The 12,535-nt window shown below is 72.2% G+C and carries 9 protein-coding genes; 3 read left to right on the plus strand and 6 right to left on the minus strand.

The features are described 5' to 3' along the window. Positions 1 to 7: 7 nt before the first annotated feature. Complete coding sequence (locus ACFWVV_RS02535; RefSeq protein WP_384342422.1) at positions 8 to 523, minus strand: hypothetical protein; 516 nt, start codon at positions 521 to 523, stop codon at positions 8 to 10. Positions 524 to 728: 205 nt separating this feature from the next. Beyond that, a complete protein-coding gene (locus ACFWVV_RS02540) occupies positions 729 to 3,368 on the minus strand; it encodes a bifunctional FO biosynthesis protein CofGH (RefSeq protein WP_384342420.1) in 2,640 nt (879 codons plus the stop codon). Positions 3,369 to 3,455: 87 nt separating this feature from the next. Here ACFWVV_RS02540 and ACFWVV_RS02545 point away from each other — a divergent pair, with 87 nt between their 5' ends. Next, positions 3,456 to 3,902, plus strand: a complete 447-nt coding sequence (locus ACFWVV_RS02545; RefSeq protein WP_384342418.1) for an SSI family serine proteinase inhibitor — start codon at positions 3,456 to 3,458, stop codon at positions 3,900 to 3,902. A 92-nt stretch (positions 3,903 to 3,994) separates the two neighbouring features. Here ACFWVV_RS02545 and ACFWVV_RS02550 read toward each other — a convergent pair whose 3' ends face one another. Then, on the minus strand, positions 3,995 to 4,822 hold the full coding sequence (locus ACFWVV_RS02550) for a TIGR03619 family F420-dependent LLM class oxidoreductase (RefSeq protein WP_384342416.1): 828 nt from the start codon (positions 4,820 to 4,822) through the stop codon (positions 3,995 to 3,997). Positions 4,823 to 4,936: 114 nt separating this feature from the next. Here ACFWVV_RS02550 and ACFWVV_RS02555 point away from each other — a divergent pair, with 114 nt between their 5' ends. Continuing rightward, a complete protein-coding gene (locus ACFWVV_RS02555; RefSeq protein WP_384342414.1) occupies positions 4,937 to 5,305 on the plus strand; it encodes a hypothetical protein in 369 nt (122 codons plus the stop codon). 20 nt (positions 5,306 to 5,325) lie between these two features. Continuing rightward, on the plus strand, positions 5,326 to 6,915 hold the full coding sequence (locus ACFWVV_RS02560) for a CehA/McbA family metallohydrolase (RefSeq protein WP_384342412.1): 1,590 nt from the start codon (positions 5,326 to 5,328) through the stop codon (positions 6,913 to 6,915). A 195-nt stretch (positions 6,916 to 7,110) separates the two neighbouring features. Here the strand turns inward: ACFWVV_RS02560 and ACFWVV_RS02565 are convergent, their stop codons facing one another. The 3 genes from ACFWVV_RS02565 to ACFWVV_RS02575 form a co-directional block, all read right to left on the minus strand. Further along, positions 7,111 to 8,700: an APC family permease gene (locus ACFWVV_RS02565; protein ID WP_384342410.1), complete on the minus strand. Its 1,590-nt coding sequence runs from the start codon at positions 8,698 to 8,700 to the stop codon at positions 7,111 to 7,113. A 252-nt stretch (positions 8,701 to 8,952) separates the two neighbouring features. Next, on the minus strand, positions 8,953 to 10,413 hold the full coding sequence (locus ACFWVV_RS02570; RefSeq protein WP_384342408.1) for an aldehyde dehydrogenase family protein: 1,461 nt from the start codon (positions 10,411 to 10,413) through the stop codon (positions 8,953 to 8,955). 34 nt (positions 10,414 to 10,447) lie between these two features. After that, a complete protein-coding gene (locus tag ACFWVV_RS02575; RefSeq protein ID WP_384342406.1) occupies positions 10,448 to 12,190 on the minus strand; it encodes an amidohydrolase family protein in 1,743 nt (580 codons plus the stop codon). Between the last annotated feature and the right edge of the window lie 345 nt (positions 12,191 to 12,535).

Raw genomic sequence — 12,535 nt, forward strand, 5'->3', positions numbered from 1 at the left:
GCGCGACTCAGCGTTCGACGGGGCGTACGGAGACCGAGGTGGACGACAGCGTCGCCTCCACCCACACCTCCGCGCCCCGGGCCACCGGGGTCTCGCTCTTCGCCGCGTACTTCACCGGCTGGCCGGCCAGGCGCACCAGCACTTCGCCGTACCCGCCGGCCGGGATGGCGGTGACGACCGACGCCGACGTGCCGACGAGGTCTTCCCCGCGCGGGGTCGCATCGGTCTGGTCCCGCATCAGTGCGCGGGTGAACTTCCAGGTCAGCCAGGCAGCACCGACCCCGGTCACGGCGCCGACCCCCGTCGCGGCGCCGGCACCGAGGCCGGTGGTACCCAGCGTGATCGCACCGCCGAAACCGAGCATCGCGAGGAATCCGGCGACGACCGGCAGGGAGATCAGCCCGTCGAACAGCCCCTCCAGTGCGGAGAAGCCGCCGAACAGTCCCTCCAGCAGCCCGTCGAGGACCAGCGCGAGGACCAGGAGCACCAGACCCGCGATGCCGAGCCCGAGGAACAGTGACATTCCCACTCCTTCCCCCGTGTGCGCCCGCCCGTCGACGTACCGGAAGAGTCGCACACCGCACTGACATTCGTCATTGCCGGACTCCGGCAGTCTTTACGCGTTCTTGATGCCGGGCGTCCGTGCTCTGCGGCAGACCGAAGGGGCGTCGCCGCACCTGCGACGACGCCCCTTTCCCTGCCGTTGGTTCCGCCGGGGTGACGGCCTTTCAGTCGCCCAGCACGGGGAGCAGTTCCGGAAGATGCCCGTCCGAGGCGCGCGCGGTGGCGACGCGCTCCTCGGGCACGTCCTCGTACAGCGTCGTACGGGGGCGGGAGGGCCGGCCCGCCGCTTCGGCGATCGCGATCAGGTCCTGGATGGAGCGGTAGGAGCCGTAACTCGATCCGGCCATCCGGGAGATGGTCTCCTCCATCAGCGTGCCGCCGAGGTCGTTGGCCCCGGAGCGCAGCATCTCGGCGGCGCCCTCGGCCCCCAGCTTGACCCAGCTGGTCTGGATGTTGGTGATGTAAGGGTGGAGCAGCAGGCGGGCCATGGCGGTGACGGCCCGGTTGTCGCGGACCGTCGGACCCGGGCGGGCGATCCCGGCCAGGTACACGGGCGCGTTGGTGTGGATGAAGGGCAGCGTCACGAACTCCGTGAAGCCGGCCACGTTGTTGGCCAGGGCGGCCTGCTGGATGCGCACCAGCGTGCGCAGGTGGCCGAGCCAGTGGCGGGGCTGGTCCACATGCCCGTACATCATCGTGGACGAGGACCGCAGTCCGACCTCGTGCGCGGTCTGGATGACGTCGGTCCACTCGGCCGTCGGCAGCTTGCCCTTGGTAAGGATCCAGCGGACCTCGTCGTCGAGGATCTCGGCGGCGGTGCCGGGAATCGACCCGAGTCCGGCCTCCTTGGCGGCGAGGAGCCACTCGCGGAACGAAAGCCCGGTCCTGGTCGCCCCGTTGACGACCTCCATGGGCGAGAAGGCGTGCACGTGCATGTCCGGCACCCGCTCCTTCACCGCGCGTGCGATGTCGAAGTAGGCGGTGCCCGGCAGGTCGGGGTGGATGCCGCCCTGCATGCACACCTCGACGGCGCCGACGTCCCAGGCCTGGGCGGCCCGGTCGGCGACCTGGTCCAGCGAGAGGGTGTAGGCGTCGGCGTCGGTGCGCCGCTGGGCGAAGGCGCAGAACCGGCAGCCGGTGTAGCAGACGTTGGTGAAGTTGATGTTCCTGGTGACGATGTAGGTGACGTCGTCACCGACCACGTCCCTGCGCAGGGCGTCGGCGATCCGGCAGAGCGCGTCGAGCGCGGGTCCTTCCGCGTGCAGCAGCGTCAGCGCCTGCGCGTCCGTGAGCTTCGTCGGGTCGTCGGCCGCCTGCGTCAGCGCCGCCTTCACCTCGCCGTCGATGCGGCTGATGTCGCCGACGATCTGCGAGGGCACCATCCCGGGCGCCGCCGCCTCGCGCAGCGCCTCCCAGTCGCCGTACACCGCGTCGAAGTCCTCGCGGCGGTCGCCGGTGCGTCCCTGGGTGTCGATGGTGCGGTGCAGGTCGGTGCGCCCGGCTGCCGTGAACGCCTCGTCGGGCTCCTGCCAGGGCAGGCCGGCGGGGGTGGCGTCCTCGCGGGCGAGCCCGGTGGCGGGGTCCGCGAGCGCGGTCACGTGCGGCAGCAGCCGGGGGTCCAGCCACGGCTCGCCCCGCTGGATGAACTCGGGGTAGATGGTGAGCCGTTCGCGCAGGTCGAAGCCCGCGGCGCGGGTCCGCTCGGCGAGCTGGTCGATGTGCGGCCAGGGGCGCTCGGGGTTGACGTGGTCCGGGGTGAGCGGGGAGACACCGCCCCAGTCGTCGATGCCCGCGCCGATGATCAGCGCGTACTCCTCGTCGACGAGGTTCGGCGGGGCCTGGATGCGGGCGGACGGGCCGAGGATGTGCCGGGCGACGGCGATGGCCGCGGCCAGCTCCTCCAGTTCGGCGTCCGGCATCCGGCCCATCGCGGTGCCGGGCTTGGCACGGAAGTTCTGGACGATGACTTCCTGGATGCCGTGGTACGCCCTGGCTGTCCTGCGCAGCGCGAACAGGGAGTCGGCGCGCTCCTCGTAGTTCTCGCCGATGCCGATGAGGATGCCGGTGGTGAAGGGGACGTTGGAGCGTCCCGCGTCCTCGATGGCCCGCAGCCGGACCGCGGGCTCCTTGTCCGGGGAGCCGTGGTGCGGGCCGCCGGGCTCGCTCCACAGCCGGGTCGCGGTCGTCTCCAGCATCATGCCCATCGAGGGCGCGACCGGCTTGAGCCGCTGGAGCTCGGTCCACGTCATGACGCCGGGGTTGAGGTGCGGCAGCAGACCGGTCTCCTCGAGGACCCGGATCGCCATGGCCCGCACGTAGGCGAGGGTGTCGTCGTACCCCTCCGCCTCCAGCCACTCACGGGCCTCGGGCCACCGCTCCTCGGGCCGGTCGCCGAGCGTGAACAGTGCTTCCTTGCAGCCCATTTCCGCACCGGCGCGGGCGATCTCCAGCACCTCGTCCGGCGACAGGTACATGCCGTGCCCGGCCCGGCGCAGCTTCCCGGGCACGGTGACGAAGGTGCAGTAGTGGCACTTGTCGCGGCAGAGCCGGGTGAGCGGGATGAAGACCTTCTTGGAGTACGTGATGACGCCCGGCCGCCCCACGGCTTCGAGTCCCGCGTCGCGCACGCGTGCCGCCGACGCGCAGAGGTCGGTGAGCTGCTCGCCGCGTGCCTGGAGGAGGACGGCGGCCTCGCCGGCGTCGAGGGCGACGCCGTCCCGGGCACGTTTGAGGGCGCGGCGCATGGAGTTCTCGGTCGGGGGCGTGCCGGCAGGTCCGGTGGGCTGCGCTGCGGAGCTCGTCATCCCCCGAGGATACGTTCGAGGTGCGCGTGACATTCGGGGCGCGGGGGCGTTAGACGGGCCACACCCCCCACCCCGCAGGAGCCTCGCATGCCCGGTCGTTTCGCCACCGCCGTCCTTCCGCTGCTGGCCGTGCTCGGCACGGTGTCGCCCGCCGGTCCGCCCGCCGACTCCGGTGGGGGCGGGGAGGATCGCCTCACCCTGACCGTCGCGCGGACCGGAGTCCCCGGCCGGGACGGCACGTACGAGCTGCGCTGCCACCCGTCGGGCGGCAGCCACCGCGAGCCGGGGCGCGCCTGCGCGCACCTGGACGGGGCGACGGTGTGGGGCAGGGGCCCGTTCGCCCCGGTGCCGCCGGACTCGGTCTGCACGGGTCAGTACGGCGGTCCGGCGACCGCCCACGTCACGGGCACGTGGGCGGGCCGCCCGGTGGACGCGCGCTTCAGCCGGACGGACGGCTGCGAGATGGCCCGCTGGGACGCACTGGTGCCGTTCCTGCCGGCGACGGCGGGCGCGTACGCGGGTCCGGTGATGTAGCCGACAGGGGGCGCGTACGCGGGACCGGTGAGGTAGCGGGCCCGCGGTACCCCTGCGGGCGCCTCAGAGGTACGGCACCCCCTGCGGCCGCCTCAGAGGTACGGCGCGTACGCGTCCAGTGTGCGCAGTACCTCGTCCTCCCCGGCGGGCGGCAGCTGGAGCACCACCTCTTCGATGCCCAACTGCGCGTAGTGCGCCAGCTTGCCGGGGCTCGGCAGTACCGCGTACGGCACGACCTGGAGGTCCTTGGGGTCGCGCCCCGCCTCCTCCCACACCCCGCGCAGCACCGGGACGGCTTCGCCCAGACCGCGCCCGCCGATGGGCAGCCAGCCGTCCGCGTAGTCCGTGATGTGGTCGAACAGCTTGGGCCCCGCGGCCCCGCCGACGAGCACGCGCGGAGCGCCGCCCTTCGGCTTGGGGTGTGCCTCGCTGGCCTCGACCGACCCGAACTCGCCCTCGTACGCGGTCGGCTGCTCGCTCCACAGGGCGCGCATCAGCGCGATCCGCTCGCGCGCCCGCTCACGCCTGGTGGTCCACTGCACGCCGTGGTCGGCGGCCTCCTCCCGGTTCCAGCCGAAGCCGACGCCGAGGGTGAACCGGCCGCCGGACAGGTGGTCGAGAGTGGCGATCTGCTTGGCCAGGTCGATCGGGTCGTGCTGGGCGACCAGCGTGATCCCGGTGCCGAGGCCGAGCCGTTCGGTGACGGCCGCCGCCTGGCCGAGTGCCACGAACGGGTCGAGGGTCCGTCCGTACTCGCGCGGCAGGTCACCGCCCGCCGGGTAGGGCGAGTGGCGGCTGACCGGGATGTGGGTGTGTTCGGGCAGGTAGAGCCCGGCGAAACCGCGCTGTTCCAGCTCCTTCGCCAGCCGTACCGGGGTGATCGTCTCGTCCGTCAGGAAGACGGTGACCGCGATCCGCATACAACCTCCTGTGTCGGGTGCCTGTCGGCCGTCACACGCTAGGGCGTACGGTGCCGAAAGCCGAGAGGTCCACGGGGGCCCGGCACGGACGGGGAAGGGCGCGACACCATGCGCATGAGTACCAGGACCACCACATTCCTGCTGGCGGGCACGCTGCTCCTTGGAGCGCCGGCGATGTCACTGTCCTCGGCCGCGGCGGCGACGCCCCGGTCGGTGACGGTGAGCGCGGCCGGTGCGTCCGGGGCGTCGACGGCGGTGCTGACGGCGGCCGGTGTCGGCAGCGGTGTCGCCGCCGCCGGCGCGCAGGCGCAGACGGGCGCCGCCGAGACCGCCGTCACCTCGAAGTCCAAGCCCAAGAAGAAGAAAAAGAAGAAGGGCTTCGGTATCGGGCTCATCATCGGTCTGGTCTTCGGTGTGCTCGCACTGATCGTGCTGGTGCTGGTCATCCTGTGGCTGGTCCGCCGCAACCGCCGCACCACCTAGGAGCGGCAGAGTCCCGGGCCATGACGCGATCCGATGTCCCGGCCGAGTCCGCCGCTCCCGGTCCGACGAGCCGCCGCGCCCTGTTCACGGCGGGTGCGGCGGCCGCGCTCACGCTCGGGACGGTGAGCTTCGCGCGGGCGGAGGCGGGGAGCGGTCCGGGCGGTGCCGCTTCGGGTGGCTCCTCCGTCGGCCCCTCCGGCGCCCCTTCCGACGCCTCTTCCGGCGCCCCGATGAGCCGGACGGTGACCGGGACGCTGCCGCCGGGGGCACCGGACTTCGTCCACCTGCCCTTCGAAGTACCGCGCGGGATCCGCGAGCTGCGCGTCTCCTACGGTTACGCACGTCCGCCCGCCCCGCCGGGGACGCCGGGCAACGCCCTCGACCTCGGGGTCTTCGACGAGCGGGGCACGGCGCTGGGCGGCCGGGGGTTCAGGGGCTGGTCGGGCGGGGCGCGCACGGAGTTCTTCATCCGGGGCGACGCGGCGACCCCCGGTTACTTGCCGGGCCCGGTCCGCCCCGGCACCTGGCACGTGGCGCTGGCGCCGTACACGGTGGCGCCCGAGGGCCTGCCGTACACCGTGACGATCACGCTCGTACCGGGGCCGACGGCGCCCACGCCGCGGCCGGTGTACCCGCCGGAGCGGGCGGCGGGCAGGGGGCGGGCCTGGTACCGCGGCGACTGCCACCTCCACTCCGTGCACTCGGGCGGCAAGCGCACTCCGGCCGAGATCGCCGCTCTGGCGCGGGAGGCGGGGCTGGACTTCCTCGCCACGACCGAGCACAACACTCCCTCCTCGCACGCGCACTGGGCCGGACTGGGAGGTGACGACCTGCTGGTCCTGACCGGCGAGGAGGTCACCACCCGCAACGGCCACGTCCTGGCGCTCGGCACCGCGCCAGGAACGCACATCGACTGGCGGTACCGGGCCGGGGACAACCGCTTCGGGCGGTTCGCCCGGGAGATCCGGCGGGCGGGCGGCCTGGTGGTACCAGCCCATCCGCATGCCTCGTGTCTGGGCTGCGGCTGGCAGTTCGGCTTCGCCGAAGCGGACGCGGTGGAGGTGTGGAACGGGCCGTACACGCCGGACGACGAGGTGTCCTTGCAGGCGTGGGACAAGACGCTGGGCGCGGGCGGGCGGTGGGTGCCCGCCATGGGCAGCAGCGACGCGCACCGGGACCCGGACCGGGTGGGGCACCCGCAGACGGTCGTCCTGGCGGACGATCTGTCGCGGACGGCGGTACTGGCGGGAATCCGGGCCGGCCGGTCGTACGTCGCCGCGTCCTCGGCGGTGTCGCTCTCGCTGAGTGTGACCGGGCCGCGGGGGGAGTCGGCCACGCTCGGCGGGCGGCTGGCGGTGGCGGACGACGCCGTGGTGACGGTCCGGCTGTCCGTCACCGGTGCGGCGGCGGACGCGACCACGCACCTGGTGACGGACCAGGGGACGGTGCGTACGGGGGCGGGGGACGGGGTGTCCTGGGTGACGAGGGCGTCGTACGTGAGGTATGTGCGGGCGGAGGTGCGGGGGGCGGTGGGGGGCCAGGGGGGTCAGGGGATGCCGGGGGCTCTGGTGGCCTTCACCAATCCGGTGTTCGTGGGGGTGGGGCGGTAGGGCCGGGGGGGTACGGAGGTGCAGGTGGGGCGGGGTGCATTGTGCGGCATCGCCGGGGGCCGCCCCCTTGCCCGCCCGTTCCGCCCCCGGGGGGCGGCCCCGCCGCCCAAGGGGGCTGGGGGGTGGGGTGCGGGCGGCCCCGCCGCCTCACGGGACGGGGTATTCAGGGCGGCCCCGCCGGCCGAGGGGGCTGGGTCAGTCCTGGACCGTCAGGGGCGGGGTGTCCTTCTTGAGGATTTCGCCGCGGAAGAAGGCGGGGCTGCGGCGTTGCATGGCCAGCATGATCAGGAAGCCGACCAGGAGCAGGCCTACGCCGATCACGAAGACCGAGCCGACGCCGAAGACGGAGGAGCCGCTGCCGTAGGCCGGGTCCCACATGTCGAAGAGGGTCTTGCCGAAGACGGCGGTCAGGAGCGCCCCGCCGAGGAGCGGGAAGACGCCCTTGAAGAAGGCGTCGCGCACCGACTTCGTGAGGTCGCGCCGGAAGTACCAGGCGCAGGCGAAGGACGTCAGCGCGTAGTAGAAGCAGATCATGAGCCCGAGCGCGTAGATCGTGTCGACCAGGACGTGCTCGCTGACCAGGGTCATCACCGTGTAGAAGATGCCGGTCGCCACGCCCGCGTGGACGGTCGCGCGGCCCGGGCTCTTGAAGCGGGGGTGCACGCGGGAGTACGAGGACGGCAGGGCCTCGTACGCGGCCATCGCCAGGACCGTACGGGCGACCGGGATGAAGGTGGTCTGGAGGCTGGCGGTGGCGGAGGCGAGGACGGCGACGAAGAGCAGGATGCCGAGGACGGGGCCCATGACGGGACCCGCGAGGGCGGCGAAGACGTTGTCGGAGGTCTCAGGGTTGCCGAGGCCCAGGCCCTTGTCGCCGGAGCCGACGGCCATCTGGGCGGCGACGGCGGTGGCCAGGTAGGAGCCGACGAGGACGACCATCGCGATGAGGGCGGCCCGGCCGGGCGTCTTCTCGCTGCCGGAGGTCTCCTCGTTGGCGGTCAGGCAGGCGTCCCAGCCCCAGTACATGAAGATCGACAGCGAGAGGCCCGCGGTGAAGGCGGCGAAGGAGCCGACCGAGAACGGGTTGAACCAGGACCAGGAGAAGTCGAGGCCGCCCGCGAACTCGGGCAGGCCGCTGCCCGCTTTACCGAACGCCATCACGACGAACAGCGCGAGCACGACGAGCTGGAGGCCGACGAGGGCGTACTGGACGCCCTTGGTGGCGGTCATGCCCCGGTAGCTGACCAGGGTCGCCAGGGCGATCAGGGCGAGGCAGGTCAGGATGTGGACCGGTTTGCTGTCGTCGAGTGCGGCGATCGCCTCGTTGCCGGTGAGCTCGCCCGCCAGGAGCCAGAAGTACGAGGTGGCGACGCCGGCCAGATTCGACAGGACGATGATCGTCGCCACCACCAGGCCCCAGCCGCACATCCAGCCGAGCCGGGGCCCGAAGGCCTTCACCGTCCAGGTGAAGGAGGTGCCGCAGTCCGGCATCACCCTGTTGAGCTCCCGGTACGCGAAGGCGACCAGCAGCATCGGCAGGAACCCGGCGAGGAAGATCGCGGGCATCTGCAACCCGACCTCGCCGGCCGTGGAGCCGAGCGTGGAGGTCAGGCAGTAGACGGGGGCGACGGTGGAGATGCCGATGACGGCGCTGCCGAACAGACCGACGGAATTACCGCCAAGGCCCTTACTGCGTACGCCTTCGCCGGACGTGTGAAGGCCAGCCCCCTCGGGGACGCGCCTTACCGGGTCTCCGGCCTGCGGCTTCGTTTCCACCTGAGTCATGAACAGGACGTTAAGTCCTGCGGTTTCCACATCCGGAGGGAGAAAGTCCGGTTCTGACTCCTTGAGTTGAAGGGGACAAATCCCTCACTGACCAAGGAAGTTCAGGTGAAGTGGGAGCGTACACCTTCCGAACATCGAGAAACTCGCCTTCACTGCACTGTGCGCAAACCGCAGGTCCGTCCGTTTTGCCCCGGTTCTAAATTTTCCCGTCCGGGTCCGGGCGCATGCGTCGGGGAGCCGCCCCGAGGGTGCCTATCCCGCCCACACCACCGCCTGCACCTCGCTGTACGCCCGCAGCGCGTAGGAGCCGACGTCCCGGCCCACACCGCTCTGTTTGAAGCCGCCGAACGGGGCCTCCATGTTGCGCCCGATGCTGTTGATGCCGACGCCGCCCGCGCGCAGCCGCCGTGCGACCCGGAAGGCGCGGGCCACGTCTCCGGACCAGACGTAGTCGATCAGCCCGTACTCGCTGTCGTTGGCGAGCGCGATGCCTTCCTCCTCGTCGTCGAAGGGCACGACCACGACCACCGGGCCGAAGATCTCCTCGCGGACGATCCGCATGTCGGGCGTGCAGTCGGCGAAGAGGGTGGGCGCGACGTAGAAGCCGGTGGGCGGACCTGCCGGGCGCTGACCGCCCGCGACCAGCCGGGCGCCCTCCTTCTTCCCCAGCTCGATGTACGACTCGACCCGGTCGCGGTGCGCGGCCGAGATCAGCGGTCCGACGACGGTGGCGGGGTCCCTCGGGTCCCCCACCGGCAGGTACCCGACGTACGCCCGCAGCTTGTCCAGCAGGGCCTCGTACACCGGCCGCTGTACGAGAGCCCTGGTCGGTGCCGTGCAGATCTGGCCGCTGTAGAAGGAGAACGTGGTGCCGATCCCCCGCACCGCCGAGTCCAGGTCCGCGTCCTCGAAGACGAGCGCGGCCCCTTTTCCGCCGAGCTCCATCAGCTGCCGTTTCATGCCGCGCCCGCAGACCTCCGCGATGCGCCGGCCCACCTGCGTACTGCCGGTGAAGCTGACCATGTCGACGGAAGGCGAGTCGACGGCCGCCTCGCCGACCTCGGCCGCCGCCCCGTTGACCACATTGACCACCCCCGGCGGAACGCCCGCCTCCAGCAGCGCCTCGGCCATCCGGAAGACGGACAGCGGATCCTGCGGGGCCGGTTTGACCAGGACGGTGTTGCCCATGGCGAGCGCGGGCGCGATCTTGCCGGAGGGGTTGGCCCAGGGGTTGTTGTACGAGGTGATGCAGGTGACCACGCCGACCGGCTGGCGCACCTCCAGCGCGCCGAACACGCCGGCCTTCCCCATCGGGCCCGCCTCGTTGATCTGCGGCGGAATCGCGGTCTCCGTCGGCTCCAGGGCGCCCTTGGCGTACCGCCTGAAGCGCGCTTCGCCGACCGCGACCTGCATGCCGCGCGCCGTGCCGGTGGTGGCGCCGGTCTCGGCCTGGGCGAGCAGGGCGTACGGGGCGGCCTCGCGCCGGATGATGTCGGCGGCCCGGTCGAGCAGGGCCGCACGCTCCTCGGGCCGGGTCCTGGACCAGCCTGCGAAGGCGTCCCGGGCGGCGTCGGCGGCGTCGTACACCTGCTGCCTGCTCGCTTCGGGGGCGAGTCCGACGACCTCTTCGGTGGCGGGGTCGATCACCTCGTAGTGGCCCCCGGCGGGCTCGACCCACTCGCCGCCGATCAGCAGTTTCTGGGTGCTTCTCATGCGGTGCTCACCGTCCTGGTCCTCTGGGTGCCGCTCATGCGGTGCTCACCGTCCTGGTGTCGCGGCCCGAGCGCAGCACCGTGCCCGGCACGGCTCCCGTCACCCGGTCCTCGCGTATCGTCTCGACGCCGTTGACGCGGACGCTCACGATGCCGAGCGCCTTGGAGTCGAGGCGGGGGCTGTCGCCGGGCAGGTCGTGGACAAGGGTGGCGGGAGCCGCGCCGATCCGCTCCGGGTCGAAGAGGACGAGGTCGGCGTGGAAGCCCTCCTCGATGCGCCCCCGCTCGCGCAGCCCGAACAGCTGGGCGGGGTCGTCGGTCAGCATCTTCACCGCCGCCTCGACCCCCACCAGCTTGCGTCCGCGCAGGCAGTCGCCGAGGAAGCGGGTGGTGTACGGGGCCCCGCACATCCGGTCCAGGTGGGCGCCCGCGTCGGAGCCGCCCAGCAGGACGTCCTCGTGGGCCCAGGTCTCGCGGCGCAGGGCCCAGGAGGCGGGGTCGTTGTCGGTCGGCATGGGCCACAGGACGGTGCGCAGGTCGTCGTGGGCACAGATCTCGACGAGGCAGGCGAACGGGTCCTGGCCGCGCTCGGCCGCGATGTCGTTGACGACGCGTCCGCCGACGCCCTCGTTCTCCTTGCTGTACGTGTCGCCGATGACGTACCGCCCGAAGTCGGCGAGGCGGCGGAAGACCCCGGCCTCCTTCGAGTCGGCGCGCCGCAGCATCTCGGTGCGGACGCCGGGGTCGCGGAGTTTCGCGATCCGCTCGGGGACGGGGAGGGAGAGGATCTCGCCCCAGCCGGGGATGAGGTTGAGGGCGCAGAAGGTTCCCAGCGACATGTTCATGGGGGTGAGGATCGGCATGGTGAGCGCGACGATCCGGCCCCCTGCCTTGCGGGCGCGCTCGCTGGCGGCGAGCTGGCGGGGCACGCGTTCGGGGACGGCGGCGTCGATGGTGAGGACGTTCCAGTTGAGGGGGCGTCCTGCGGCCGCACTCATCTCCACGAGCAGCTCGATCTCGTCGTCGTCGAACTGGTCGAGGCAGCCCGCGACGATGGCCTCGATCTGGGTGCCTTCGTGCGCGCCGACGGCCTTGCTGAGGGCGAGGAGTTCGGAGGGCGGCGCGTGCCGGGAGGCGACGGGCCTGCCGTCGCCGTCGGAGTGCGTGGAGGACTGGGTGGTGGAGAACCCCCAGGCCCCGGCGTCCATGGCTTCGTGCAACAGCCTTACGATCTCGCCGAGTTCGGCGTCGGTGGGCGCACGCCCCGAGACTGCGTCGGCACCCATGACGTAACGGCGCAGCGCGCAATGCCCCACCATGAAGCCCGCGTTGACGGCGGTCCGCCCCTCGAGGGCGTCGAGGTACTCGCCGAACGAGGACCAGTTCCAGGGCGCCCCTTCCTCAAGGGCGATCAGGGACATCCCCTCCACCTTGGACATCATGCGGCGGGTGTAGTCGGCGTCCTCGGGTCGGCCGGGGTGCAGCGGCGCGAGGGTGAACCCGCAGTTGCCGCCCGCGACGGTGGTGACGCCGTGATTGAGGGAGGGGGTGGCGTACGGGTCCCAGAAGAGCTGGGCGTCGTAGTGGGTGTGCGGGTCGACGAAACCGGGAGCGAGCACGAGGCCGGTGGCGTCCTCACTGGTCACGGCGGCCTCGGTAACGGTCCCCGGCTCGGCGACGACAGCGATGCGCCCGTCCCGGATGCCGAGGTCGGCGGGGCGGGAGGGGGTGCCGGTGCCGTCGATGAGGGTGGCGTTGCGGATGAGGTGATCGAGCATGGCGGTCCCTTCTGGGGGCGGGTTTCGTTCCCTCGCGCGAGGGGGGGTGCGGTGGGGCGGGGTGCAGGAAGCGAAGCAGGGGTGCTGCGCCCCGGGGCGTACGAGGCGGGGGCTCCGCCCCGGGCCCCGGGTGGCAGCCCGGCCACGGCCGGAGGTTCTCCGCAGACCCGATGTAGCTGGCCGCGCCCGCGCGGCGGAGCCGCACAGTGACACAGCCCCGCGCCCCTTGAGTACTCAGGGGCGCGGGGAACTGCGCGAGCAACCACCCACGCACCCGCAGGCAAAACACCAGCCCCGCGGCAAGCGGTTCAGGGAAGGGGCGGGGAGGGGCAACAGCCCGCCGCA

The sequence above is a fragment of the Streptomyces sp. NPDC058663 genome, from assembly GCF_042716745.1.
Lineage (GTDB): Bacteria > Actinomycetota > Actinomycetes > Streptomycetales > Streptomycetaceae > Streptomyces.

What these genes read in the sequence shown, in the direction of transcription:
- ACFWVV_RS02540 (WP_384342420.1), bottom strand. Translation starts at nt 3,368, where the DNA reads ATGACGAGCTCCGCAGCGCAGCCCACCGGACCTGCCGGCACGCCCCCG.
- ACFWVV_RS02550 (WP_384342416.1), bottom strand. Translation starts at nt 4,822, where the DNA reads ATGCGGATCGCGGTCACCGTCTTCCTGACGGACGAGACGATCACCCCG.
- ACFWVV_RS02555 (WP_384342414.1), top strand. Translation starts at nt 4,937, where the DNA reads ATGAGTACCAGGACCACCACATTCCTGCTGGCGGGCACGCTGCTCCTT.
- ACFWVV_RS02575 (WP_384342406.1), bottom strand. Translation starts at nt 12,190, where the DNA reads ATGCTCGATCACCTCATCCGCAACGCCACCCTCATCGACGGCACCGGC.
- ACFWVV_RS02570 (WP_384342408.1), bottom strand. Translation starts at nt 10,413, where the DNA reads ATGAGAAGCACCCAGAAACTGCTGATCGGCGGCGAGTGGGTCGAGCCC.
- ACFWVV_RS02535 (WP_384342422.1), bottom strand. Translation starts at nt 523, where the DNA reads ATGTCACTGTTCCTCGGGCTCGGCATCGCGGGTCTGGTGCTCCTGGTC.
- ACFWVV_RS02560 (WP_384342412.1), top strand. Translation starts at nt 5,326, where the DNA reads ATGACGCGATCCGATGTCCCGGCCGAGTCCGCCGCTCCCGGTCCGACG.
- ACFWVV_RS02565 (WP_384342410.1), bottom strand. Translation starts at nt 8,700, where the DNA reads ATGACTCAGGTGGAAACGAAGCCGCAGGCCGGAGACCCGGTAAGGCGC.
- ACFWVV_RS02545 (WP_384342418.1), top strand. Translation starts at nt 3,456, where the DNA reads ATGCCCGGTCGTTTCGCCACCGCCGTCCTTCCGCTGCTGGCCGTGCTC.